The sequence below is a fragment of the Bacillus sp. ABA4_010 genome, from assembly GCF_056159105.1.
Window position 1 is genome coordinate 81,575 of record NZ_JBSWUN010000001.1, and the last position, 24,927, is coordinate 106,501.

Consider the following 24,927-nt stretch of genomic DNA (forward strand, 5'->3'; position numbering starts at 1 on the left):
CTACCTCCCTTTTAGTCTCCAGGTTTTCCCTTATATAGTAAAACGCTTAGCGTAAATTACTCTTTCACAACAGGGGCTTTTTGTTCTTCTTCCACAAGCTCCCTTTCAGACTCCATCATGATGTTATCATTTGATTGCTCATGCTCATCATCAATGTCTGAAATTTCGATTTCTTTCTCATCACCGGACAACATCTTAACGTCCATTCCTAAACTTTGAAGCTCTTTAATCAATACTTTGAATGATTCAGGGATGCCTGGCTCAGGAACGTTTTCTCCTTTAACGATGGCTTCATATGTTTTCACACGTCCAACAACGTCATCGGATTTAACGGTTAAGATTTCTTGTAATGTATAAGCAGCACCGTATGCTTCAAGTGCCCAAACCTCCATCTCACCGAAACGCTGACCACCGAATTGAGCTTTACCTCCAAGCGGCTGTTGCGTTACTAATGAGTAAGGACCAGTTGAACGAGCATGAAGTTTGTCATCAACCATGTGCGCCAATTTAATCATGTACATGACACCAACTGATACACGGTTATCAAACGGTTCACCTGTTCGTCCATCATAAAGAACTGTTTTAGCATCACGAGACATGCCAGCTTCTTCGATTGTTGCCCATACATCTTCTTCACGCGCACCATCAAATACAGAAGATGCAACATGAATGCCTAATTTACGAGCAGCCATTCCTAAATGAAGCTCTAGTACCTGACCGATATTCATACGAGATGGTACCCCTAATGGGTTCAACATGATATCGATTGGTGTACCGTCTGGTAAGTAAGGCATGTCTTCCTCAGGCAAGATGCGGGAGATAACCCCTTTGTTACCATGTCGTCCGGCCATCTTATCGCCTTCAGAAATTTTACGTTTTTGAACAATATATACACGAACTAGTTGGTTTACACCTGGTGGCAATTCATCGCCGTCTTCACGGTTGAAGACCTTAACATCAAGAATAATTCCACCGCCGCCGTGTGGTACACGAAGAGAAGTATCGCGAACTTCTCGTGCTTTTTCACCGAAAATAGCGTGTAATAAACGTTCTTCAGCTGTTAATTCCGTTACACCTTTTGGTGTTACTTTCCCAACCAGCAAATCTCCGTCTTTTACTTCAGCACCAACGCGGATAATTCCACGCTCATCCAAGTTACGAAGGGCATCTTCCCCAACGTTTGGAATATCACGTGTGATCTCTTCAGGTCCTAATTTCGTATCACGAGATTCAGACTCATACTCTTCAATATGAACAGATGTATAAACATCATCTTTTACCAAGCGCTCGCTCATGATGATCGCATCTTCATAGTTGTATCCGTCCCAAGTCATGAATCCAACAAGAACATTGCGTCCTAAAGCCAATTCTCCAAGCTCCATGGACGGTCCGTCTGCTAGGATTTCTCCTTTTACTACTTCATCGCCAACTGATACGATTGGACGTTGATTGTAGCAAGTTCCTTGGTTTGAACGAATGAATTTTAATAAATTATATTTATCAAGATTACCTTTGACTCTTTGGCCATCTACTTCTTCATAACGTCTCACCCAAACTTGCTTCGCTTCTACACGCTCAACAATACCAGGGTGTTTACAAATAACAGCTGCTCCTGAATCTTTTGCTGATACATACTCCATTCCTGTACCAACGATTGGAGCTTCCGGTTTTAACAACGGAACTGCTTGACGTTGCATGTTCGCACCCATCAATGCACGGTTTGAATCGTCATTTTCTAAGAACGGAATACATGCTGTTGCAGCAGATACAACTTGTTTTGGTGATACGTCCATGTAGTCAACACGGTCACGTTTAACTACCGTATTTTCACCACGGAAACGTGCAACGATGTTTTCATCCAAGAATGAGCCATCTTCATCTAGACGAGCATTCGCCTGTGCTACTACATAGTTGTCTTCTTCATCAGCTGTTAAATAATCAATACGCGCCGTAATTTTACCTGTTTCCGGATCTACACGACGGTACGGTGTTTCAATAAACCCAAACTTATTCACTTTTGCAAATGAAGAAAGGGAGTTAATTAACCCGATGTTCGGACCCTCTGGAGTCTCAATTGGACACATACGTCCATAGTGAGAGTAGTGAACGTCACGAACTTCGAAGCCAGCACGTTCACGTGTCAAACCACCAGGACCTAATGCAGATAAACGACGTTTATGCGTTAATTCTGCTAATGGATTTGTTTGATCCATGAACTGTGATAACTGAGAGCTTCCGAAGAACTCTTTAATCGCTGCAATAACTGGTCGGATGTTAATCAACTGCTGCGGTGTAATCGTGTTTGTGTCTTGAATAGACATTCTTTCACGTACAACACGCTCCATACGGGATAAACCAATTCGGAATTGGTTTTGCAATAATTCTCCAACTGAACGCAGACGGCGGTTACCTAGATGATCAATATCATCTGTGTCTCCTACATGATGCAATAAGTTAAAGAAATAGCTGATGGAAGCTAAAATGTCAGCTGGTGTGATATTTTTCACTTCTTCAACTACATACGCATTCCCAAGAACATTGATTACTTTTTCTCCATCCGGATCGTTTGGAGCATGAATTTTAATAGACTGAAGGGTAATGCTATCTTCTAACACACCACTTACAGGATTGTAATTTTTGAAGTTTACTCCATTTTCAATCATCGGCAAAATGCGGTCCAGTGTACGACGGTCAATCATTGTACCTTTTTCTGCAATGATTTCGCCTGTTTCTGGATCAACGAGTGTTTCAGCTAAACGTTGATTGAATAGTCGATGTTTAATATGAAGTTTTTTATTAATTTTATAGCGTCCCACATTCGCTAAATCATAGCGTTTTGGATCAAAGAAACGGGATACTAAAAGCGTTTTTGCGTTTTCTACAGTTGGTGGTTCACCAGGACGTAAACGCTCATAGATTTCTAATAACGCTTTTTCTGCATTTTCTGTATTGTCTTTTTCAAGAGTATTACGTAAATACTCATTGTCACCGATTAAATCGATGATTTCTTGATCAGACCCGAAGCCAAGAGCACGAAGCAGTACAGTCACTGGAAGTTTACGGGTACGATCAATACGTACATATACAACGTCCTTAGCATCTGTTTCGTATTCCAACCATGCACCTCGGTTTGGAATAACGGTAGCTGTATAGCCTCTTTTACCGTTTTTATCAATTTTACCACTGTAATACACACTTGGTGAGCGAACTAACTGGGAAACGATAACACGTTCAGCACCATTGATGACAAACGTACCTGTTTCCGTCATGAGCGGGAAGTCACCCATAAATACATCTTGGTCTTTTACTTCCCCAGTCTCTTTATTAATTAAGCGCACTTTCACACGAAGAGGCGCTGCATACGTTACATCTCGCTCTTTTGATTCTTCTACAGAATATTTTGGTTCGCCTAGGCTGTAATCAATGAATTCAAGTGATAAATTGCCAGTAAAGTCTTCAATCGGAGAAATATCCTGAAACATTTCTCTAAGACCCTCATCAAGAAACCATTGATATGAAGAGGTTTGAATTTCAATAAGGTTTGGTAATTCTAATACCTCGCTGATACGAGCATAACTTCTTCGTTGGCGGTGGCGTCCATACTGAACTAGTTGACCTGTCAACTCATTCACCCCTCAAATAAAGCGTTATTGTTAATAAATTAAACATTGATAATAAACAAGAAAATGTTTATTATTAAACAAAAGAAAAATGGCTTCTTTTAAATAGGAAACCACAACTTTCTAAAAAACGAACTATTGATTTTATTAGCATTTCCATACAAACCAAATTTATACATTTTATGTATAATAAAAGCTTATACAGAATAATGACATATTGGCATTTTATAATACTACCACAACGACTTTTACTCGTCAACCTTTTTTGCACGTATTATATAATAACCTTTTTTCTTTTCCACTACCTCAACTTCTCCAAATAAAGATTCCAACTTCTCTAAGGCAGATGGCGCCCCCTGCTTCTTTTGGATAACTACCCAAAGCTCTCCACCAGGCAAAAGCCGTTGGACAGCCCCTTCCAAAATAGCATGAACAACCGTTTTCCCCGCCCGAATAGGAGGATTTGTTAAAATAGCCGCATATTGCTCGTACGGTTTTACTCCATCATAACAATGGCTATTGAAAACATGCACATTCAAAATGTTATTCTTTTGTGCATTGAGTCGAGCTAATTCCATCGCTCTTTCGTTCACATCCACCATATGTACAACGGTTGATGGTCGCTCTTTCGCTAACGACAGACCAATCGGACCATAACCGCACCCAACATCTAAAATTGGACCTTCTACCTCAGAGAAAGCAAAAGCTTCTATTAATACCCGGGACCCAAAGTCGACTTCCTTTTTCGAAAAGACCCCTTGATCTGTGGTAAAAATCAATTTATTGCCACGAAGCGTGAAATCCCAAACTTGACGGTCGCTTGCCACAGATGGTTGATTGGAGTAATAATGTTCCGCCAACACAACCAACCTCCTTCTATTGTATTTAAAGCTCATCCACTATTCAGTATAAAGCTCTCTGTCGACAAAATCAAAAAAGCTCGCTTATGATAAGCGAGCTTTCAATAGACTAAATGGAAATTACTTAACTTCTACAGAAGCGCCAACTTCTTCAAGTTTAGCTTTCATTTCTTCAGCTTCTTCTTTAGAAACGCCTTCTTTAAGAGCTTTTGGAGTGTTGTCAACTAATTCTTTAGCTTCTTTCAAGCCAAGACCAGTGATTTCACGTACAACTTTGATAACTTTGATTTTTTGAGCACCAGCGCTAGCAAGTACTACTTCAAATTCAGTTTGCTCAGCAGCAGCGTCGCCACCAGCAGCGCCACCCATAACAGCTACAGGAGCAGCCGCAGTTACACCAAACTCTTCTTCGATAGCTTTTACTAAGTCGTTAAGTTCTAAAACAGTCATATTTTTAACCGCTTCAATGATTTGTTCTTTAGTCATTTTAATATCCTCCTTATTTTTGCTTTTCATATTATTGAAACAAGATTTGGGTTTAAATTAAGCGCCTTGCTCTTCCTTTTGATCAGCAACAGCTTTTGCAGCAAGTGCAAGGTTGCGGATTGGAGCTTGAAGAACGCTAAGCAACATAGAAAGTAAGCCTTCGCGAGATGGAAGTTCAGCAAGAGCTTTAACTTCTTCAACAGTCGCGATGTTTCCTTCGATAACACCAGCTTTGATTTCTAGAGCTTCATTCTTTTTAGCGAAGTCGTTTAATACTTTCGCAGGAGCGATTACATCTTCAGCACTGAAGGCAATTGCATTTGGACCTGTTAAGTATTCGTTTAAACCAGCTAATTCAGCCTCTTCAGCAGCACGACGAGTTAAAGTGTTTTTGTATACTTTGAACTCAACGCCAGCTTCACGTAAAGTTTTACGAAGTTCAGTTACTTGCGCAACTGTTAAACCACGGTAGTCAACAACAATTGTTGATTTGCTTTCACGTAATTTAGAAGCGATTTCAGATACTACTTGTTTTTTAGCTTCAACTACTTTGCTCATTGTTACACCTCCTGTAGATTTCGTTCCGTACACTCGTATCAACAAGGTGTAATGCAAACAAATACCTCCATGGCAGACATGGAGGTATTATAAGCATACAAAACACACAAATGCTTTTATAATACACCTCGGCAGGAAATTAAGCCAACCAGGCACCTACTGTCTACGGTACAAATGATTTCTTTTTTAACAACAAAATCTATTATAATAAATGACTCGCTCGAAGTCAAATGGTATTTTCTGTGTAAAATTACTTCGCTACGAATGTCGCTGGATCAACTTTGATTCCAGGGCCCATTGTAGAAGTTACTGCTACGTTCTTCATGTAAGTACCTTTAGCAGCTGATGGTTTTACTTTCATCATTGTTTCGTGAATTGTCGCGAAGTTTTCAACTAACTTTTCGTTTTCGAAAGAAATTTTACCGATTGGTACGTGGATGTTTCCAGCTTTATCAACGCGGTATTCAACTTTACCAGCTTTGATTTCGTTAACAGCTTTTGTTACATCAAATGTTACTGTACCAGTTTTAGGGTTTGGCATTAAGCCTTTAGGACCTAATACGCGACCTAATTTACCAACTTCACCCATCATGTCAGGTGTAGCTACGATTACATCGAACTCGAACCAACCTTGTTGGATTTTGTTGATGTAGTCTGCATCGCCAACATAATCAGCACCAGCAGCTTCTGCTTCTTTCGCTTTTTCACCTTTTGCGAATACTAAAACGCGTTGTACTTTACCAGTACCGTGCGGTAATACAACCGCACCACGAATTTGCTGATCCGCTTTCTTAGGGTCTACGCCTAAACGGAAAGCAACTTCTACTGTTGCGTCAAATTTCGCAGTGTTTGTTTTCTTTACTAATTCGATCGCCTCTGCTACTGCATAAGCTTGTGTACGGTCTACTAATTTAGCAGCTTCTACGTACTTTTTACCTCTTTTAGCCATTGTTAATTTCCTCCTTATGTGGTTTTAGCGGAATAACCTCCCACGAATAAAGGTTGCGAATTGGACGTTTCCTCCCCGCAACCTTCAACAACCTGTTTAAACATGGGATTAGTCTTCGATAACAATACCCATGCTGCGCGCTGTACCTTCAACCATGCGCATAGCAGCTTCTACGCTAGCAGCATTAAGGTCAGGCATTTTTGTTTCAGCAATCTCACGTACTTTATCACGCTTGACTGTTGCAACTTTATTACGATTTGGTTCACCAGAACCAGACTCGATGCCAGCTGCTTTCTTAAGCAATACAGCAGCAGGAGGAGTTTTCGTAATAAATGTAAATGAACGGTCTTCAAATACCGTAATTTCAACAGGGATAATTAGACCAGCTTGATCAGCTGTGCGAGCATTAAATTCTTTACAGAATCCCATGATGTTTACACCTGCTTGACCTAATGCAGGACCAACCGGCGGCGCTGGATTAGCTTTACCAGCAGGGATTTGCAACTTCACCATTTTAATTACTTTTTTAGCCACGAGACACACCTCCTTAAGTCCGTGATGTGGTAATAGGGTAATACCCTCCCACTCAAATGTTCCTTTATATCAAATAAGGAAATTGCATTATAAGTCTCTTGTTTGAGACATACTGACTTATGAAATATTATCATCAATCTGTGATAAATGCAAGTTTTTTGTAATTATATTTTATCAATTTGATTAAAATCTAATTCTACCGGCGTCTCACGCCCGAACATATTTACAAGAACCTTCACTTTGCGCTTGTCCATATCAATCTCTTCAATCGCACCTTCAAAGTTCGCAAAAGGTCCTTCTTTTACCATAACTGTTTCATTTAATTCAAAATCAAAATCAGCAAGGTCGTCATCCATGCCCATTCTCTTTAGAATCATGTTCACTTCGTCAGGTAAAAGCGGCGTTGGCTTGGATCCTGAACCGCTTGATCCTACAAACCCTGTAACACCTGGTGTATTTCGTACGACATACCAAGAATCATCCGTCATGATGATTTCGACTAAAACATAGCCTGGAAATACTTTTTTCTTTGTTACTTTTGTTTTATTATTCTTAATTTCTTTCTCTTCTTCTTCTGGAACTACCACGCGGAAAATTTTATCTTGCATCGCCATTGTTTCAACACGCTTTTCAAGATTTGTTTTCACTTTATTTTCGTATCCAGAATAAGTATGGACAACATACCAATTTTTCTCCATTTACGAGGACTATCCGTCCGTCCCTCCCCAATTACTTTTAAATTAGGATTACACCCGACTTGATCCGTCAACTTTTACATGTTTAGAAAGCAAATTAAAAAACCCGTTTCCGGGCTTTTTAATTAAAAATTTATTCTCCAACTATTATACCATCTTTTTGGCCAATTTATTCAAGCACTAATCGAATTAAAGAAGAAATGCCTAAATCTACCGCAGCAAAAAAAACAGTCATGAGAACAACCGTCGTTAATACAGTAATTGTATAGGTAGTCAGCTCTTTCCTTTTCGGCCAGCTTACCTTTTTCATTTCCCGTACGACGTCACGCAAAAATTTCCCAAGACGATTCATAATATAGGTTACCTCCAATTATACAGGGGTGCTTAATCCGTCAGTTATTCAATAAAACACGATGTTATTTCGTCTCACGATGGCTCGTATGGTTATTGCAAGCCTTGCAAAACTTTTTTATTTCTAAACGCTTTTGAGAATTTTCATCGCTTTTCATGGTTGTATAATTGCGACTGCCACATTCCTCACAAGCGAGTATTACTTTTTTACGCATGTTAAACCACCCAATATATTGATGATGTCCATAAAAAGTTAACACACTGGTTCTTTTCATGTCAATATTCGGCGGGAAAGAAAACTATAAAGTGACTTCCCTATATTCCAAATAGCGCTCGAGTTTCCGCTTCACTCTTTGCAAAGCATTATCAATAGATTTCACATGTCTGTTCAGTTCTTCCGATATTTCTTGATAAGAGCGTCCATCTAAATAAAGGACTAGCACTTTTCTTTCTAAATCACTCAATAGCTCAGCCATTTTTAATTCAATGTCGTCAAACTCTTCCTGATTAATAATTAATTCTTCAGGATCCATAACCTTCGCCCCTGAAATTACATCCATCAAGGTACGGTCTGATTCTTCATCATAAATTGGCTTGTCCAACGATACATATGAATTTAATGGGATATGTTTTTGCCTTGTAGCCGTTTTAATCGCTGTAATGATTTGGCGTGTGATACATAATTCAGCAAACGCCTTAAAAGAAGTTAGCTTGTCTTCCCTAAAATCCCGAATGGCTTTGTATAAGCCAATCATTCCTTCTTGAACGATGTCTTCGCGATCTGCCCCAATTAGAAAATAAGACCTTGCCTTTGCGCGCACAAAGTTTTTATACTTGTGTATTAAATGTTCCAATGCATCGCTGTCACCATTGTGCACCATCTCTACGATTGCTTCATCCTCTAGCTGATCCAAATTTGCATTTGACTTTCTCCCAATTTTAGAGCCCACGCTAATCCCCCCGACCGCATGTAGATAGAAATATTATACAGTAGCTTTTTTTAAAGCGTCAACTGTCTCAGCGCTCTCCTCGTCGCCATTTTTCGAATATTTCTACAACATCATCTGAAAGTTTGATTCGTGCCACCGGTTTTTTTTCCTGAATCGCTTTGACATCCTGTTTAATATCTTTTTCAATCTCCAACATTTCTTCTCTAAGTTCCCGGGCTGATTTCCTTAAGGCACCTTGTCCAAAAATCGCCCACTGCTCTGTAAAATCCGACGTCGCTACATGAATTTGTGTACGGATATCATTTAAAGATATCGCAAGCTTTTCAATGCGTTCATCCGCCGTTTCATTTTCTCTTGTAAAAATGACCTCAACAGTATGATTTTTCGCCTTTTTCTCAATGCCATGTACAAGGTGGGCATCAAATACGATAATGACCTGAAAACCAGTGTACGCTTTGTATTCGGCCATCTTCTCAATTAACAAATCACGGGCAGCCGGTAAATCGGAGTCTTTTAATCGCCGTAATTCCGGCCAGGCACCAATGATGTTGTATCCGTCTACAAGCAGGATATTCATTTTTATCCACCTAGCGGATGGCGTTTACGAAATACCTCATACATTAATAAACTGGCCGCTACGGAAGCATTCAAAGAAGTTACTTGCCCCACCATTGGAAGGCGGACAAGGAAGTCACATTTATCACGGATAATGCGGCTCATGCCTTTTCCTTCACTCCCGACTACCAATAATAGAGGCATTGTTCCATCAAGCTGGCGATAATCATCCGTTCCTTTTGCATCTGTTCCTGCCACCCATAATCCTTTTTCTTTCAACTCATCGATCGTCCTTGATAAATTGGTAACCCGTGTGACAGGGATATGTTCAATCGCTCCCGTCGAAGCTTTAGCCACTGTCGCAGTTAAACCGACTGCTCGGCGTTTCGGTATAATAATTCCGTGCGCTCCCACTGCATCCGCCGTTCTCATAATGGAACCTAAATTATGAGGATCTTCAATTTCATCCAACAATAAAAAGAACGGTACTTCGTTTCGCTCTTCTGCTTTTTGAAACAAGTCCTCCATCTCTGCATATTCATAAGCTGCCACTTGAGCGACGACCCCTTGATGGTTGCCTTCTACCATTTGTTCAATTTTCCGCTTTGGAACGACTTGAGTTAATACTCCGTTTTGTTTTGCTAATTGAATAATTTGATTGATGGAGCCTTTTTGGGCACCTTCTGCTACCCACATTTTATTAATTTCTCTTCCGGATTTTAAGGCCTCTAAGACAGGGTTTCTTCCAATGATGTATTCCTGTTCCATATTATTGGCCTCCTTTCTGTTCTTCGGTTAAACGAATAGCAGTAAAAATGATTTCTTCCATCCGCTGTTCGTTTTTCAGTAAGTAGTGATAACCGATCAATGCTTCAAAAGCGGTACTGTATCGATATGTTTGCACATCCGTATTTTTAGGAACAGTCCCTGATTTTGCGTTACGTCCTCGTTTCAAAACAGCTGTTTCTTCCTCCGAAAAGAAATCCTGGTCTCTTAATGTCAGGACCACTTTTGCTTGCGCTTTAGCTGAAACAAACTGTTTTGCCTGATTATGCAAATGATTCGGCCGAATGCCCCCTTTAGCAAGGAGGTGATGGCGTACATAGACATCAAATACGCTATCTCCCATGTACGCCAGAGCCAAACTATTTAACTGCTTTGCGTCTACTTGTTTTACACTGTCTGTCATGACTGCTTAGCCTCTTTTCCATCTCGTTCCTTGTGCTGTGTCTTCCAAAATGATATTTTGTGCTTTCAGCTCATCACGAATTTGGTCTGCCAAAGCAAAGTCACGATTTTTTCTTGCATCTATACGCTGTTGGATTAATGCTTCAATTTCCTCGTCGAGCAATTCTTCCTCTTCAAAGCTCAAGCCAAGAACATTAGCAAGTAACACCAATTCATCAATAAAAGCTTTCACAACCGTTTTTGATGTGTTTTTTTCTAATAAGTACAGGTTGGCCTGTTTCGATAAATCAAACAATACGGCAATCGCATTAGCTGTGTTAAAATCATCATCCATTTCACGTACAAACGTTTCATGAAGCGCTTGTATCGTCTTCAACCATTGGTCATCATGATCTGTTAGATTATTAGAACTCTCCAATCGATGTTTTAAATTTTGATAAGATGTGTGGAGACGCTCCAATCCTTTTCTTGTATTCTCCAGAATTTCCTCACTGTAGTTAATCGGATGACGATAGTGAACGGATAAAATAAAGAATCGCAACAGCTGTGGAGCATGTTTTTTAATAATGTCATGAACAAGAACAAAATTCCCAAGCGATTTGGACATTTTTTCATTATCAATATTAATATAGCCGTTATGAAGCCAATACTTAGCAAATGGTTTGCCGGTTAAAGCTTCCGACTGCGCAATTTCATTTTCATGGTGAGGGAATGCCAAATCCTGTCCGCCTGCATGAATATCAATGGTCTCTCCAAGGTATTTTCGTGCCATCGCTGAGCACTCAATATGCCACCCCGGTCTTCCCTTCCCCCAAGGGCTATCCCAGTAAATCTCTCCCTCTTTCGCCGCTTTCCATAAAACGAAATCCAATGGATCTTGCTTTTTCTCTCCTACTTCAATTCGAGTACCAAGACGCAGTTCATCAATTGATTGGTGAGACAGTTTTCCGTATTCGTCAAATTTACGTGTACGGTAATAAACATCTCCTCCCGCTTCATAAGCATACCCTTTTTCAATAAGAGCAGAAACAAAGTCAATGATAATATCCATGCTCTCCGTTACACGTGGATGAACTGTCGCCTTTTTGCATCCAAGGGCAGAGACATCTTCAAAATACGCCTCAATAAAACGCTCCGCGATACTTGGCACATCTTCCCCTAATTCGTTAGCGGCTTTAATGAGCTTGTCGTCCACATCCGTGAAATTAGACACGTATTGCACTTCATATCCTTTAAATTCTAAATAACGGCGGACGGTGTCAAACACAATTGCTGGTCGTGCATTTCCGATGTGAATGTAGTTGTATACAGTCGGACCGCATACATACATTTTCACCTTATTTTCTTCCAGCGGTTGAAACTCTTCTTTTTTCCGAGTCAATGTATTGTAAAGTTTAATGCTCATTTTCATACGTCCCTTCCTTTAATTGTTTCAGTTCTTGTCTTAGCTTTTCCATCTCTTCTTCTAGTTCTTTGAACTTATCTGCTACCGGATCCGGTAAATCTCGGTGGTTTAAGTCTTTGCCCACATGAACACCGTTTTGGATTCTCACTTTCCCCGGGATACCGACGACAGTCGAGTTAGAAGGAACAGGGTGTAACACAACCGACCCTGCGCCGATTTTTGAATTAGCTCCTACTGTAATTGACCCAAGAACTTTCGCCCCTGTCGCAATCAAAACATTGTCTTCAATAGTCGGATGCCGCTTTCCTTTTTCTTTTCCTGTCCCTCCCAAGGTCACTCCTTGATAAACCGTAACATTATCTCCTATTTCACACGTTTCCCCTATTACAATTCCCATTCCGTGATCGATAAAAAAGCGGCGGCCGATTTTAGCACCTGGATGAATTTCAATTCCGGTAAAAAAGCGGCTAATTTGTGAGATGGCACGGGCCAGAAAAAACCATTTTCGTTTAAAAAGTGCATGAGCCAAACGATGCGCCCAAATGGCATGCAGTCCGGAGTAAGTTAGGATGACCTCTATATAGCTCCTTGCTGCAGGATCTTGGTCGAAGATAACTTCAATATCCTCTTTTAACACCTTAAACATTTGCCCATCCCCCTATTTTTGATAGTTCATTTTCACAATCATGGAACAAAAAAAAGCCTCTGCGTCTAAGACACAGAGACGTAATGTTTGTTACGCGGTTCCACTCTGTTTAGGCTGATAAAGCCCCAACTCTGCTCTTATAACGGTAGAGAATCCGCTTTTGCCTACTAAAAAATAGTTCTCCGTTCAGCAAAAGGCTCGAAGGTGCACTTCAAAAGGCGGACTCATGAACCGATTTCAGCCAAAGGCGGTTCTCTCTGTAATGGCCGTACTTTTTACTTTTCCTTCTCGACGCTTTTTAACAATATAAATCTATATTCACTATATTATAAAATTTCTCTGTTGTTAACCAATAACTCGCTCTAAACGAGCTAAAACCGTTTCTTTTCCAAGTAAGTGAATCGCCTGTGGAAGGTCTGGCCCATGAGTTTGCCCCGTTGTTGCCACACGAATTGGCATAAATAATTTTTTCCCTTTTTGGCCAGTTGCTTTTTGAACGGCTTTTGTTGCAGCCTTAATCGCATCAGCAGAGAAATCATCTGAAGCTTTCAATTCATCCGCAAACGCCTTTAACACCTCTGGCACTTGCTCTTCTTCTAATACTTCACGCGCTTCACGATTATAGTCAATTTCTTGTTTAAAGAAAAGTTCCGTCAACTCAACAATCTCTGCTCCATAGCTCATTTTTTCCTGATGAAGAACGATTAAGTCTTGAACCCACTTTTTCTTTTCTTCATCCATCGTTTCTTCTACCTTACCTGCTTTAATCAAGTGAGGCAGAGAAAGTTCCACTAATCGATCTACTTCTAGCTGCTTCACGTATTGGTTGTTCATCCAGCGAAGCTTGTTTGTATCAAATAGCGCCGGTGATTTAGACAGGCGTTCTGCATCAAAGATGTTAATGAATTCTTCCTGTGAGAAAATCTCCTCTTCTCCGACTGGAGACCACCCTAAAAGGGCAATAAAGTTGAATAACGCTTCCGGTAAGTAACCTAAATCTGCATACTGCTCAATGAACTGAATGATAGATTCATCACGTTTACTTAATTTTTTGCGGCTTTCATTCACAATTAACGTCATATGTCCAAAGATAGGTGGTTCCCATCCAAGTGCTTCATAGATCATTAATTGTTTAGGTGTGTTCGAAATGTGGTCGTCCCCACGCAAAATATGGGTCATTTGCATTAAATGATCATCTACTGCTACTGCATAGTTGTAAGTAGGCGTCCCATCTTTTTTCACAATAACAAAATCACCAATTCCATTTGCCTCAAAGGAAAGCTCACCTTTTACCATATCATTAAATGTGTAAATTCGTTCGCTTTGGACAGCGAAGCGAACACTTGGCTGGCGGCCTTCTTTTTCCAATTCAACGCGTTGCTCTTCTGTTAAATGGCGGCACTTCCCTGAGTATTGAGGGGTTTGCCCTTCAGCAGATTGCTGTTCACGCTCTTGCTCAAGCTCTTCCTCGGTACAATAACATTTATAAGCCAAGCCTTTTTCAAGCAGTTCTTCCGTATATTTTTGATAAATCTCTGTTCGTTCTGATTGGCGATACGGCCCGTACTCTCCGCCCACATCAATGCTCTCATCCCAATTGATGCCAAGCCATTTTAAATATTTAAGCTGACTTTCTTCTCCGCCCTCAATATTTCTTTTCTTATCCGTATCTTCAATTCGAATGATGAATTTTCCATTTTGATTTTTGGCAAATAAATAGTTAAATAAAGCCGTTCGTGCATTTCCAATGTGAAGATGTCCAGTCGGACTAGGTGCATAACGGACGCGTACTTCTTTTGACATGGTCTGAGTGCCCTCCATTTTATCTAATCGTATGTAGTATCCATCGTTATTTTAACACCAAACAACAGGTTGGCAAAGAACGTCTTTCTTTATTTTTGATAAACGAGTACAGCCGCTTGAGCTGCGATCCCTTCTTCCCGTCCTGTAAAACCAAGCTTTTCTGTCGTGGTTGCTTTTACATTCACTTGAGCAACAGATACTTCTAACAAAGAAGCAATACGTTCCCTCATAACATCAATATAAGGAGCCATCTTTGGCTTTTGAGCGATAATCGTGCAATCAACGTTACTTAGTTCATATCCTTCCGCTTTTGCCATCGCCCAAACTTGCTTCAATAATTCCGCCGAGTCTGCATCTTTAAAGTCTGCTGACGTATCCGGGAAATGCTTTCCGATATCCCCTTTCGCAATAGCTCCTAATATAGCGTCGGAAATCGCATGCAATAAGACATCTGCATCGGAATGACCTAACAATCCAACCGTGTGCGGGATTTCAATTCCCCCTATAATAAGCGGACGCCCTTCAGCGAATTCATGGACGTCAAACCCTTGCCCAATTCGAATGTTCATCTTATTCCCACCTTATTTTGTTTGTTCTCTTTTTTGTAGAATGGCTTCAGCATACCATAAATCTTCAGGAGTTGTTAATTTGATGTTATCATAGTCGCCTTCGACTACTTTAACCCGCTCCCCCAGTTGTTCCACTAAACTAGCATCGTCAGTTCCTAAAAAGGATTGCTTTCGTGCCTCTTCATGGGCTAGCTTAATGAAAGGAACAAGAAAAGCTTGCGGCGTTTGGATAGCCCACAAGCTTGAGCGTTCAATCGTATCGACGATATGGCCGCCTTGAACTCTCTTAATTGTATCTTTAACCGGAACTCCCAACACAGCGGCTTTTTCCTCTTGGGCAACCTGTACTAATTGATGAATGGACTCTCGTGCTACAAATGGTCTCGCCCCATCGTGAATCAACACAATGCCTTCATCGTCTAACGTGTTCAACCCATTATACACACTATGCTGGCGTTCTGCTCCACCTTCAATTAAAGAGCGGACTTTCTGAATGCTGTATGAAGTGAGAAGTTGCTCAAATTCTTTTCGTTCCTCTGGATTAATGACTAAGACAACCTCTTTACACCATTCATCCTGCTCAAATACTCTTAATGTATGAATAATGACAGGAGCTTCACGCAACTTAATAAATTGTTTGTTTTTCCCGGCCTTCATACGCTTTCCTTGCCCTGCAGCAGGAATAACCACCGTATAATTCATAAATGCCTTCTCCTCTATCTTTCTCTTTCACTTTGTCTAAAAGTTATCCGTGGAGGAAACCGTGCTATTTTTTATAACGCCTTTTCTAAAAGCTTTGGTTTGGCAAAAATCATCCGTCCGGCAGATGTTTGCAAAACACTCGTGACAAGTACTTCGATTGTCTTTCCGATATAGTCTCTACCATCTTCTACAACTATCATCGTCCCATCATCTAAATATGCAACACCTTGATTATGCTCTTTTCCATCTTTAATGACAAGTACCGTTAATTCTTCCCCAGGCAATACTACAGGTTTAACAGCATTCGCCAAATCGTTAATGTTCAAGACCGATACGCTTTGGAGCTCACATACTTTATTTAAGTTAAAATCATTTGTAACCACAACACCTGAAGTTAGTTTAGCCAGCTTGACCAACTTACTGTCTACTTCCTGAATTTCATCAAAATCTCCCTCATAAATCTCTACTTTGATGGCCAATTCTTTTTGAATACGGTTTAAAATATCGAGTCCTCTTCTACCACGGTTTCGTTTTAACACGTCGGAAGAATCCGCAATATGCTGCAACTCTTCTAAGACGAATTGGGGAATGACAAGAACCCCTTCTAAAAATCCAGTTTGACAAATATCCGCAATGCGCCCATCAATAATGACACTTGTATCTAAAATTTTGAGTTTTTTCCCTGCTGCTACTCGTTCTGCTTCTTGCTCTTCTTCTGAGGCCTTCTTTTTTCCAATACGGGCAGGAATAGAGAACAAATTGACGAGCTCATCCCTTCTTTTAAACCCCACTTGAAAACCTAAATACCCTAGTAAAATCGTTAAAAAAATAGGGAGCACGGTGTTGACCACTTGAATTTGAACACTCTTTAAAGGTAACACCACAAGATAAGCCACCACTAACCCAAGAATTAATCCCAGACTTCCAAATAACACATCCGTCACGGGGGCTTTTACCAATGTTTCTTCAAACCAACGGATAAAGTTGACGACATAATCGACAACCCAAAATGTCACAACGTAAAACAACAATGCTCCTAATCCAGCATGAACATATGATTTTTCTAAGAACGTCATACCTTGCATATTTAATAAATCTATAAGTTCCGGTATAAAAAAAACACCTAGTGTTCCGCCTGTGATAATAAAAAATAATTGTACAATACGCTTTAACACGTACTCACCTCCCTTTATTCATTATAAACAGTTTACAATGATTGAAACCTCTTATTTGCTATAAAGTCCAATTTGTAATCAAAATGTTATGTTCTAGACGAGCATGTGTTGGTTCGCTATATTTTCCTTCCTAGAAAATACTGTTCTTTTAGTCTTTTCAACCCTTCTTTAATTTTCTTCGCTCGAATTTCGCCAATTCCCTCTACATCATCTAGTTCTTCCACAGATGCGTTGAATACCCCTCTTAAATGTTGAAAATGTTCCACTAGATTTTCAATAATAATAATGGGGAGTCGAGGAATTTTATGAAGCATTCGATACCCCCTTGGCTGAATAGCATCCTCAAAACTCGTATAAACCGGATAGCCCATTAACCGGAGCAGCGTCTGATCATCAAGCAGTACATTGTTAAACATCTCTTGCATTTTCGCAATAATCTTATAAGGGTCTTGCTCTGAATTAAAGGTATAGTCTTTAATAAGCAACACGGCTTCCTGCTCTACATCTGCCAGCAACTCATTCATTTGGAGGCGAATTAAACGTCCTTCTACCCCTAATTCACCAATATAACTTAAAATCTCATTTTTAATTCTCAATACCATTTCAATCCGATGCAAAGATTGAATCACTTCCACATGCGTGACTTGTTCTTCGAACTCCAAGGCCGTTAAATTATTAATCGCGTCATCTAGCACCGCCTTATACTTTTCTAATGTTTCTAAAGCTTGATTTGCTTTTGCTAAGATGACACCAATATCTTTTAACACGTAACGTAAGGAGCCTTTGTATAACGTGATAACGTTTCTTCTTTGAGATATGGCAATCACTAAGGCACCTGTTTGCCTTGCTACGCGCTCAGCTGTTCGATGCCGCATTCCTGTTTCTGAAGACGGAGTCGAGGGGTTCGGAATGAGCTGTGCATTCGCAAATAAAATCTTGCTCCCTTCCTCATTTAAAATAATCGCCCCGTCCATTTTGGCCAATTCGTACAAATGTGCAGGGGTAAATAGGCAATCAATTGAAAAACCGCCATCCACGAGATGCTTCACGTGATCATTATAACCTAGTACAATTAAGCCTCCCGTTTTGGCCCTCAACACATTATCAATTCCTTCTCTGATGGGTGTTCCAGGTGCCACGAGCTTTAGAATGTCAGAGATTTGTTGATCATTGTCCTTTTCTTTTTCCATCCCTATCCCCCTAGCGTGTACTGCAATGCTTCCGCTACAGTCGAAACTCCAATCACTTCCACACCTTTCGGAACAGTCCACCCCCCTAGATTTCGTTCTGGAAGAATCACTCGTTGGAACCCTAATTTAGCAGCTTCTTGTACACGTTGTTCAATCCGAGAAACCCGGCGAATTTCCCCTGTCAGCCCAATTTCACCAATTACTACATCCGTCGCCTGTGAAGAAACATCTCGGAAGCTAGAAGCAATACTCACAGCAACAGCTAAATCAATAGCTGGTTCATCCAGTTTCACTCCACCAGCTACTTTTAAATAAGCATCTTGATTCTGCAATAAAAGTCCAACTCGCTTTTCTAACACCGCCATAATAAGTGACACACGATTGTGGTCAATACCTGTAGCCATTCTTCTCGGATTTCCAAAACTTGTCGGACTAATTAATGCTTGTAATTCTACCAAAACAGGTCTTGTTCCTTCCATTGATGCAACAACGATTGAACCAGCCGCCCCTTGCGAACGTTCCTCTAGGAAAATCTCAGATGGGTTTAGCACCTCTTCCAATCCTACTTCTTTCATCTCAAAGATGCCCATTTCATTCGTAGAACCAAAACGATTTTTTACGGCTCTTAAAATCCGATACGTATGGTGCCTTTCTCCTTCGAAATACAACACCGTATCCACCATATGTTCTAACAATCTAGGCCCGGCAATTGCTCCTTCTTTTGTAACATGCCCGACAATAAAGATTGCAATTCCTTTTGTTTTTGCAATTCTCATTAAATCGGCTGTACACTCGCGTACTTGAGAGACACTCCCTGGTGCTGACGTAATATCGGGGTGATAGATGGTTTGAATAGAATCGATAACAACAAAATCTGGATCCATTTCAGAGATGATGTGCGTAATTAGCTCCAGATTCGTCTCAGAATGTACATATAGTTGAGGGGCATTAATATTGAGTCGATCGGCACGGAGTTTCGTTTGCTTTGTCGATTCCTCTCCGGAAATGTATAACACCTTATAATCACTTTCAGCTAATTGAGCGGATGTTTGTAGAAGCAGCGTGGATTTCCCAATCCCAGGGTCTCCTCCAATTAACACTAAGGACCCTTTAACAATCCCTCCCCCTAATACCCTGTTTAATTCAGCTAACTTCGTAAAAATTCTCGGTTCGCTCGTAGATTCGATTGAACTGATGGATTGAGGTTTTAGCGAAACGGAAGTCGTCGCTCCCGTGAAGGCTCCCCGTCGATTGGCTGTAACTTGCTCGACTTCCTCCACCATTGTATTCCATTTACCGCAGCCCGGGCATTTCCCCATCCATTTAGGTGATTCATACCCACAGTCTTGACACATAAATTTTGTTTTTTTCTTTGCCATGTTGTAACCTCGTTTTTGTTATTTTATCCAATATTACCCAAAAGAATATTCTTCCACCGTCAAGCGCTTTCCTTATAGAATGAGAAAAAAGAAGGCATACGACTTATAAACGTATGCCTGTTGCTTATCAACTATTTTGTCTTATTGGCTAATTCCGCTCGCTTCAATAGAACGAACTTTAAATTCTCCTTCTACCACATCCAGCTCAATTTTTTGGCCTTTTTGGATCGTCCCTTTTAAGAGTTCTTCAGATAAACGATCTTCAATATGCTTCTGAATTGCTCGACGAAGTGGACGAGCCCCGTACTCTGGGTCAAACCCTTCCTCAGCAATCTTAGCAATAGCCTCATCTGTTAAATGTAACTCGATGTCTTGTTCTTTTAATCGAGTAGTTAATTGTTTCGCCATTAGCGTGACGATGTTTTGTAAGTGTTGCTTTTCGAGTGAGTGGAAGACAATGATTTCATCTATACGGTTTAAGAACTCTGGGCGGAAAGCACGCTTAAGCTCGCCCATCACTTTCCCTTTCATGTCTTTATAATCCTGACTCTCATCCTGCACGTTAAAGCCTACATATTTGTTTCTCTTTAGCGTGTCCGCTCCGACATTCGATGTCATAATTAAGATTGTGTTACGGAAGTCAACTGTACGTCCTTTTGAATCTGTTAAACGTCCGTCCTCTAATACTTGCAATAAGATGTTGAATACATCGGGATGCGCTTTTTCAATTTCATCTAATAATACAACCGAATACGGTTTTCTTCTTACTTTCTCTGTTAGCTGTCCACCTTCATCATACCCAACATATCCTGGAGGAGAACCGACGAGACGAGATGTAGAATGCTTCTCCATGTATTCTGACATATCAATTCGAATCATCGCATCCTCGTCACCAAAGATGGATTCGGCCAATGCACGAGCTAATTCAGTTTTCCCTACACCAGTTGGTCCTAAGAAAATAAATGATCCAATAGGGCGTTTTGGATCTTTTAACCCCGCACGTGCTCGGCGAACGGCTTTAGCTACAGCCTTAACAGCTTCTTCTTGACCAATGACACGCGAGTGGAGAATCTCTTCCATATTCAATAAACGCTCTGTTTCCTCCTGAGCGAGTTTGGATACAGGAATACCCGTCCAGCTTGCTACCACCATGGCAATATCTTCAACCGTTACTTCCGAATTTTCTTGGCCTTGTTTTTCTTTCCATTCTTTCTTTGTTTCTTCTAATTCTTCACGTAGTCTTTGCTCTGTATCACGTAATGATGCAGCCTTTTCAAATTCTTGACTTTGGACAGCAGCATCTTTCTCCTTACGCACAGATTCTAATCGTTGCTCCAACTCTTTCAAATTAGGAGGCGTTGTGAAAGAACGTAAACGCACTTTAGAGCCAGCTTCATCAATTAAGTCAATAGCCTTATCCGGCAGGAATCGATCTGAAATATAACGATCTGAGAGTTTCACAGCCTGCTCAATAGCTTCATCTGTAATAGAAACGCGGTGATGTGCTTCATACCGGTCTCTTAATCCTTGTAAGATTTGGATAGACTCTTCCATCGTTGGTTCATCAACTTGAATTGGCTGGAAACGACGCTCTAAAGCCGCATCTTTTTCGATATATTTACGATATTCATCCAACGTTGTGGCGCCAATACATTGCAGTTCGCCTCGAGCTAGAGATGGCTTCAAAATATTTGATGCATCAATTGCTCCCTCAGCTCCCCCAGCACCAATTAAAGTATGCAATTCGTCGATAAATAAAATAATGTTCCCTGCTTGACGAATTTCATCCATTACTTTCTTGAGACGATCTTCAAATTCTCCGCGATATTTTGTCCCAGCTACTACAGTCCCCATATCAAGCGTCATAACACGTTTGTCACGCAAAATTTCAGGCACTTCGTTATTGACAATTTGCTGTGCTAAGCCTTCTGCAATAGCTGTTTTACCAACACCTGGTTCACCAATTAATACAGGATTGTTCTTTGTACGACGGCTCAACACTTCAATCACACGTTGAATTTCTTTGCTACGCCCAATAACAGGATCTAATCTTCCCTCTCTTGCAATAGCTGTTAAATCTCTTGCAAGACTATCAAGAGTTGGCGTGTTAGCATTAGCTGCTGCTCCCCCTTGATGGCTTGATGAAGCTTCATTACTTCCTAGTAACTGAAGTACTTGCTGCCTTGCTTTATTTAAGCTTACCCCTACATTATTTAAAACTCGAGCAGCGACACCTTCACCCTCACGTATAAGTCCTAGTAAAATATGTTCTGTTCCTACGTAAGAATGTCCAAGTTTACGTGCTTCATCCATTGATAGCTCAATAACCTTTTTGGCTCTCGGAGTATAGTGAATCGTTTGTGTAATTTCTTGTCCCCGGCCAATTAGAGACTCGACCTCTTTTTGAATTTTTTCCGGTCCTAAGCCAAGAGCTAGCAGTGCCTTTGCCGCAATCCCTTCACCTTCGCGAACAATTCCTAATAAAATATGTTCTGTTCCAATATTATTATGACCTAAACGCAATGCCTCTTCCTGTGCTAAAGCTAAGACCTTCTGTGCGCGTTCTGTAAATCTACCAAACATCATTTATTCATCACCCTCCATATTTGTATCATTAAATTTTCTTAAGGTCAGACATGCACGAATAATAGATGCTCTTCTAATATCACGTTCGTCAGGCCTTAGAGCTCTTCCTGCGTATTGCTGTAAAAATCCAGGTTGGGTAATAATCATTAATTCATTTAAAATACTTCGTGGTATATCTTTGACATATCCAAGATCAATTCCTAAACGGACATCTGATAAACACCGAGAAGCTTCCTTGGATTCAATAATGCGGCTATAAAGAAGTGTTCCGTAAGAACGGAAAACACGGTCTTCTAACTCTAAATTAGACGTTTTCACTAAAGCATCCCTTGCCGAACGCTCCTGGGCAATAATTTGTTGAACAACACTGTTTAAATGATTAACAATGTCTTCTTCCGATTTGCCCAATGTAATTTGATTAGACACTTGAAATATATTCCCGAGAGCTTCACTTCCCTCTCCATATGTTCCTCGGACCACTAAGCCAAGTTGGTTGATAGCAGGGATAATACGATCTATTTGTCTCGTCATGACTAGAGCAGGTAAATGCATCATCACAGATGCTCTAAGCCCTGTTCCTACATTCGTTGGACAACTAGTCAAGTAACCTACTTGTTCATCAAATGCGTAGTTGACATGTGCCTCAATCAAATCATCCAACTCATTCGCTTTTTGAAGTGCCGCTGAAAGCTGAAGCCCTGGAAATAAACATTGTATGCGTAAATGATCTTCCTCATTCACCATAATGCTGATTTCTTCATTTGGCGAAAGAAGACAAGCTCCAAAATTGGCCTCTTCAGCTAATTGAGGACTAATCAAATGTTTTTCAACTAATACTCTTTTTTCAAGTGGTTTTAAGTCGGTCATCTCCAAGAACTCTAGATTAGACAAAGCAAGGGAAAGATCCTTTATATTCTCCTTAAACATCGCTACAAGTTCCAACGCTTGTTCATTTGTCGCGATAATTGGGAAAGGGTATTGCTCTAAATTTCGAGCTAATCGAATTCGACTGCTTAACACAATATCAGAATCAGGTCCATTTTGGCTCATCCAAGAACTAATCGCTTGATTAAAGAAGGATTCATTCTCCATTTGCCCTTCCCCCTCCTTTTTTATCTCGGATTTGCTTTTCCAACTCTCTTATTTGATCCCTTAACATTGCTGCTTTTTCGAATTCCTCTTGCAAAATGTATTCTTTTAATTTCAACCTTTGTTGCTCTAATTCCTTTTTTAAATGTAGATTGCTTCCGATTCTCTTAGGGATTTTTCCTGAATGAACGTGATTACCAGCATGAAGTCTTTTTAAAAAAGGGGTAAGTGAACTTCGAAAAGTATCATAGCATTGGGAACAGCCGAATCGTCCGAATTTAGCAAATTGCCGATAAGTTAATTGACAGTTTGGACATTGTTCAACCTGACTCGGATTAAAAGGTTGTGTTGAGGCTTCCTTTTGAGAGGAATCCATGTTTAATAGACCGGCTAACAAATTATTAATGGAAAAGCCCGTGCTACCTGACATGCCCAACATCTCTCCATTTTCTTTCGCGCATTGTTCACATAAACGGATTTCTGATTTTTGTCCATTGATTACCTTTGTAAAATGAAGGGTTGCTGGTCTTAAATTACATTGCTCACAAACCATTTTTCCACCTCTCCCGACTTTGAATACACTAGAGGTTCATTATCGATATCTTAAAGCGTTTAACATTGCTTTCAATAACTTTGCTCTCAATTCATCGCGATATGGCAACTCTACTCCGATAACAGAGCGGTCCATAACACTTAACATCATCTTCGCTTCACGGTGAGTAATGACCTCTTCTTCTACTAAACGTATAATAAGATTTTCTGAACTCGTTTGTGCTATCTTATTTGGAATCATACTGAGCACTTGCTCAAATAAATGAGAGGTGTTATGAGATTTCACTTTAATGATTCGTATGAAACCTCCGCCCCCTCGTTTGCTTTCCACTATATATCCTTGCTCTAACGTAAAGCGAGTGTTTATCACGTAATTGATTTGCGAAGGGACACATTGAAATTTATCAGCAATCTCGCTTCTCTTAATTTCCAAAATGTCTTTTTCGCTCGAATTAAGAATTTGCTTTAAATATTGTTCAATGATGTCAGATATATTTCGCATAAGTCCCTCCCTCTGACTTTGACTATATTTGACTTTATCTATAATATAAAATTTATGAAAGTTTTTTTCAAGCATTCTTACTTGCATTTTACGCCTAGCCACTCTATATTGACAAACTGCATCTAAATTCTTTGAAAACTGAAGATATAAATTCTAGCAGGAAAAACGTCTGCTAGGGAAAATCGTCAACGTTCTAACCATTCCCACACTCAACGAAGTAGTGAGTCAGCGTACAAGGTAGTCTGGTGGATGCACTGGTATTCGCAGGCACCCACTACCGTTTTAATTTAATGGTAGTTTAATTATAGGATTACCCAACTTTACCTTTTCAAAACCTGCTGCAAAGATTATAACTAGTAATCTGACGTATGTATTTTCATTTTATTATGGATTATCATATTAAATTTGTCTAATCTTGTGCAAAAAATAAAAAAAGATTAGTCATTTGACTAATCTTTTTAGCGTGCCTGGCAATGTCCTACTCTCACAGGGGGAGACCCCCAACTACCATCGGCGCTGAAGAGCTTAACTTCCGTGTTCGGCATGGGAACGGGTGTGACCTCTTCGCCATCATCACCAGACA

The 24,927-nt window shown here is 40.2% G+C and carries 25 protein-coding genes, 1 rRNA gene and 2 other annotated features; all 26 genes read right to left on the minus strand.

The genetic code is table 11. From position 1 onward, the window contains the following. Nucleotides 1-56: 56 nt before the first annotated feature. The 26 genes from rpoB to rrf all read right to left on the minus strand — a co-directional run bounded on the left by rpoB (nt 57) and on the right by rrf (nt 24,925). Nucleotides 57-3,623, minus strand: a complete 3,567-nt coding sequence (gene rpoB / locus ACXAEO_RS00595; protein WP_474876814.1) for a DNA-directed RNA polymerase subunit beta — start codon at nt 3,621-3,623, stop codon at nt 57-59. 245 nt (nt 3,624-3,868) lie between these two features. After that, on the minus strand, nt 3,869-4,480 hold the full coding sequence (locus ACXAEO_RS00600) for a class I SAM-dependent methyltransferase (protein WP_474876877.1): 612 nt from the start codon (nt 4,478-4,480) through the stop codon (nt 3,869-3,871). 120 nt (nt 4,481-4,600) lie between these two features. After that, nucleotides 4,601-4,966 (minus strand): 50S ribosomal protein L7/L12, encoded by a 366-nt coding sequence (gene rplL, locus ACXAEO_RS00605; RefSeq protein ID WP_078415001.1) that lies wholly within the window; start codon nt 4,964-4,966, stop codon nt 4,601-4,603. Nucleotides 4,967-5,023: 57 nt separating this feature from the next. Further along, the gene (gene rplJ / locus ACXAEO_RS00610) at nt 5,024-5,524 is read right to left on the minus strand and encodes a 50S ribosomal protein L10 (RefSeq protein ID WP_474876817.1); all 501 of its coding nucleotides are present in this window, start codon (nt 5,522-5,524) and stop codon (nt 5,024-5,026) included. A 49-nt stretch (nt 5,525-5,573) separates the two neighbouring features. After that, nucleotides 5,574-5,711, minus strand: a sequence feature (ribosomal protein L10 leader region). Nucleotides 5,712-5,774: 63 nt separating this feature from the next. Next, the gene (gene rplA, locus ACXAEO_RS00615; RefSeq protein ID WP_474876819.1) at nt 5,775-6,473 is read right to left on the minus strand and encodes a 50S ribosomal protein L1; all 699 of its coding nucleotides are present in this window, start codon (nt 6,471-6,473) and stop codon (nt 5,775-5,777) included. A gap of 108 nt (nt 6,474-6,581) precedes the next feature. Then, entirely contained in the window at nt 6,582-7,007 is a 426-nt protein-coding gene (gene rplK / locus ACXAEO_RS00620; RefSeq protein WP_028397322.1) for a 50S ribosomal protein L11, read from the minus strand. Nucleotides 7,008-7,171: 164 nt separating this feature from the next. Then, nucleotides 7,172-7,705 carry a transcription termination/antitermination protein NusG gene (gene nusG, locus ACXAEO_RS00625; protein ID WP_474876822.1) on the minus strand — a complete coding sequence of 178 codons (534 nt, stop codon included), beginning with the start codon at nt 7,703-7,705 and terminating at the stop codon, nt 7,172-7,174. Nucleotides 7,706-7,871: 166 nt separating this feature from the next. Continuing rightward, a complete protein-coding gene (gene secE / locus ACXAEO_RS00630) occupies nt 7,872-8,054 on the minus strand; it encodes a preprotein translocase subunit SecE (protein ID WP_028397324.1) in 183 nt (60 codons plus the stop codon). 64 nt (nt 8,055-8,118) lie between these two features. After that, nucleotides 8,119-8,268: a 50S ribosomal protein L33 gene (gene rpmG / locus ACXAEO_RS00635; RefSeq protein ID WP_474876825.1), complete on the minus strand. Its 150-nt coding sequence runs from the start codon at nt 8,266-8,268 to the stop codon at nt 8,119-8,121. Nucleotides 8,269-8,352: 84 nt separating this feature from the next. Beyond that, nucleotides 8,353-9,009 (minus strand): RNA polymerase sporulation sigma factor SigH, encoded by a 657-nt coding sequence (gene sigH, locus ACXAEO_RS00640; RefSeq protein ID WP_474876879.1) that lies wholly within the window; start codon nt 9,007-9,009, stop codon nt 8,353-8,355. Nucleotides 9,010-9,070: 61 nt separating this feature from the next. Next, nucleotides 9,071-9,580: an NYN domain-containing protein gene (locus tag ACXAEO_RS00645; protein WP_474876827.1), complete on the minus strand. Its 510-nt coding sequence runs from the start codon at nt 9,578-9,580 to the stop codon at nt 9,071-9,073. Nucleotides 9,581-9,582: 2 nt separating this feature from the next. Then, a complete protein-coding gene (gene rlmB, locus ACXAEO_RS00650; protein ID WP_474876829.1) occupies nt 9,583-10,326 on the minus strand; it encodes a 23S rRNA (guanosine(2251)-2'-O)-methyltransferase RlmB in 744 nt (247 codons plus the stop codon). Nucleotide 10,327: 1 nt separating this feature from the next. After that, the gene (locus ACXAEO_RS00655; protein ID WP_474876832.1) at nt 10,328-10,747 is read right to left on the minus strand and encodes a Mini-ribonuclease 3; all 420 of its coding nucleotides are present in this window, start codon (nt 10,745-10,747) and stop codon (nt 10,328-10,330) included. Between the two features lie 6 nt (nt 10,748-10,753). Beyond that, nucleotides 10,754-12,151: a cysteine--tRNA ligase gene (gene cysS, locus ACXAEO_RS00660; RefSeq protein ID WP_474876881.1), complete on the minus strand. Its 1,398-nt coding sequence runs from the start codon at nt 12,149-12,151 to the stop codon at nt 10,754-10,756. Next, nucleotides 12,141-12,797 carry a serine O-acetyltransferase gene (gene cysE, locus ACXAEO_RS00665; RefSeq protein WP_474876836.1) on the minus strand — a complete coding sequence of 219 codons (657 nt, stop codon included), beginning with the start codon at nt 12,795-12,797 and terminating at the stop codon, nt 12,141-12,143. The genes cysS and cysE overlap by 11 nt, the downstream gene beginning before the upstream one ends. Nucleotides 12,798-12,868: 71 nt before the next feature. Then, nucleotides 12,869-13,098, minus strand: a binding site (T-box leader). Between the two features lie 44 nt (nt 13,099-13,142). Beyond that, nucleotides 13,143-14,600: a glutamate--tRNA ligase gene (gltX, locus tag ACXAEO_RS00670; protein WP_474876838.1), complete on the minus strand. Its 1,458-nt coding sequence runs from the start codon at nt 14,598-14,600 to the stop codon at nt 13,143-13,145. Nucleotides 14,601-14,689: 89 nt separating this feature from the next. After that, entirely contained in the window at nt 14,690-15,169 is a 480-nt protein-coding gene (gene ispF, locus ACXAEO_RS00675) for a 2-C-methyl-D-erythritol 2,4-cyclodiphosphate synthase (protein ID WP_474876841.1), read from the minus strand. A 12-nt stretch (nt 15,170-15,181) separates the two neighbouring features. Next, on the minus strand, nt 15,182-15,871 hold the full coding sequence (gene ispD, locus ACXAEO_RS00680) for a 2-C-methyl-D-erythritol 4-phosphate cytidylyltransferase (RefSeq protein ID WP_474876845.1): 690 nt from the start codon (nt 15,869-15,871) through the stop codon (nt 15,182-15,184). Nucleotides 15,872-15,942: 71 nt separating this feature from the next. Continuing rightward, a complete protein-coding gene (locus ACXAEO_RS00685) occupies nt 15,943-17,046 on the minus strand; it encodes a PIN/TRAM domain-containing protein (protein ID WP_474876848.1) in 1,104 nt (367 codons plus the stop codon). 116 nt (nt 17,047-17,162) lie between these two features. Beyond that, a complete protein-coding gene (gene disA / locus ACXAEO_RS00690; protein ID WP_474876850.1) occupies nt 17,163-18,236 on the minus strand; it encodes a DNA integrity scanning diadenylate cyclase DisA in 1,074 nt (357 codons plus the stop codon). Between the two features lie 2 nt (nt 18,237-18,238). Next, on the minus strand, nt 18,239-19,615 hold the full coding sequence (radA, locus tag ACXAEO_RS00695) for a DNA repair protein RadA (protein ID WP_474876852.1): 1,377 nt from the start codon (nt 19,613-19,615) through the stop codon (nt 18,239-18,241). Between the two features lie 141 nt (nt 19,616-19,756). Beyond that, nucleotides 19,757-22,201: an ATP-dependent protease ATP-binding subunit ClpC gene (gene clpC / locus ACXAEO_RS00700; RefSeq protein ID WP_474876854.1), complete on the minus strand. Its 2,445-nt coding sequence runs from the start codon at nt 22,199-22,201 to the stop codon at nt 19,757-19,759. Beyond that, on the minus strand, nt 22,202-23,293 hold the full coding sequence (locus ACXAEO_RS00705; RefSeq protein ID WP_474876856.1) for a protein arginine kinase: 1,092 nt from the start codon (nt 23,291-23,293) through the stop codon (nt 22,202-22,204). It abuts the gene before it with no gap. Further along, on the minus strand, nt 23,283-23,843 hold the full coding sequence (locus tag ACXAEO_RS00710) for a UvrB/UvrC motif-containing protein (protein WP_474876858.1): 561 nt from the start codon (nt 23,841-23,843) through the stop codon (nt 23,283-23,285). Before ACXAEO_RS00710 ends, ACXAEO_RS00705 begins: the two co-directional genes overlap by 11 nt. A 39-nt stretch (nt 23,844-23,882) precedes the next feature. Then, entirely contained in the window at nt 23,883-24,344 is a 462-nt protein-coding gene (locus tag ACXAEO_RS00715; protein ID WP_474876860.1) for a CtsR family transcriptional regulator, read from the minus strand. A 465-nt stretch (nt 24,345-24,809) separates the two neighbouring features. Further along, nucleotides 24,810-24,925 (minus strand): 5S ribosomal RNA (gene rrf, locus ACXAEO_RS00720). Nucleotides 24,926-24,927: the final 2 nt, after the last annotated feature.

Excerpts from the sequence above, each read along its gene's own strand:
- ACXAEO_RS00705 (WP_474876856.1), bottom strand. The coding sequence starts at position 23,293 with ATGGAGAATGAATCCTTCTTTAATCAAGCGATTAGTTCTTGGATGAGC.
- rlmB (WP_474876829.1), bottom strand. The coding sequence starts at position 10,326 with ATGGAACAGGAATACATCATTGGAAGAAACCCTGTCTTAGAGGCCTTA.
- secE (WP_028397324.1), bottom strand. The coding sequence starts at position 8,054 with ATGAATCGTCTTGGGAAATTTTTGCGTGACGTCGTACGGGAAATGAAA.
- rpmG (WP_474876825.1), bottom strand. The coding sequence starts at position 8,268 with ATGCGTAAAAAAGTAATACTCGCTTGTGAGGAATGTGGCAGTCGCAAT.
- gltX (WP_474876838.1), bottom strand. The coding sequence starts at position 14,600 with ATGTCAAAAGAAGTACGCGTCCGTTATGCACCTAGTCCGACTGGACAT.
- ACXAEO_RS00710 (WP_474876858.1), bottom strand. The coding sequence starts at position 23,843 with ATGGTTTGTGAGCAATGTAATTTAAGACCAGCAACCCTTCATTTTACA.
- ACXAEO_RS00655 (WP_474876832.1), bottom strand. The coding sequence starts at position 10,747 with ATGACAGACAGTGTAAAACAAGTAGACGCAAAGCAGTTAAATAGTTTG.
- ispF (WP_474876841.1), bottom strand. The coding sequence starts at position 15,169 with ATGAACATTCGAATTGGGCAAGGGTTTGACGTCCATGAATTCGCTGAA.
- disA (WP_474876850.1), bottom strand. The coding sequence starts at position 18,236 with ATGGAAAAAGAAAAGGACAATGATCAACAAATCTCTGACATTCTAAAG.
- rplL (WP_078415001.1), bottom strand. The coding sequence starts at position 4,966 with ATGACTAAAGAACAAATCATTGAAGCGGTTAAAAATATGACTGTTTTA.
- ACXAEO_RS00645 (WP_474876827.1), bottom strand. The coding sequence starts at position 9,580 with ATGAATATCCTGCTTGTAGACGGATACAACATCATTGGTGCCTGGCCG.
- clpC (WP_474876854.1), bottom strand. The coding sequence starts at position 22,201 with ATGATGTTTGGTAGATTTACAGAACGCGCACAGAAGGTCTTAGCTTTA.
- rplA (WP_474876819.1), bottom strand. The coding sequence starts at position 6,473 with ATGGCTAAAAGAGGTAAAAAGTACGTAGAAGCTGCTAAATTAGTAGAC.
- cysS (WP_474876881.1), bottom strand. The coding sequence starts at position 12,151 with ATGAGCATTAAACTTTACAATACATTGACTCGGAAAAAAGAAGAGTTT.
- radA (WP_474876852.1), bottom strand. The coding sequence starts at position 19,615 with ATGGCAAAGAAAAAAACAAAATTTATGTGTCAAGACTGTGGGTATGAA.
- ACXAEO_RS00715 (WP_474876860.1), bottom strand. The coding sequence starts at position 24,344 with ATGCGAAATATATCTGACATCATTGAACAATATTTAAAGCAAATTCTT.
- rplJ (WP_474876817.1), bottom strand. The coding sequence starts at position 5,524 with ATGAGCAAAGTAGTTGAAGCTAAAAAACAAGTAGTATCTGAAATCGCT.
- cysE (WP_474876836.1), bottom strand. The coding sequence starts at position 12,797 with ATGTTTAAGGTGTTAAAAGAGGATATTGAAGTTATCTTCGACCAAGAT.
- ispD (WP_474876845.1), bottom strand. The coding sequence starts at position 15,871 with ATGAATTATACGGTGGTTATTCCTGCTGCAGGGCAAGGAAAGCGTATG.
- nusG (WP_474876822.1), bottom strand. The coding sequence starts at position 7,705 with ATGGAGAAAAATTGGTATGTTGTCCATACTTATTCTGGATACGAAAAT.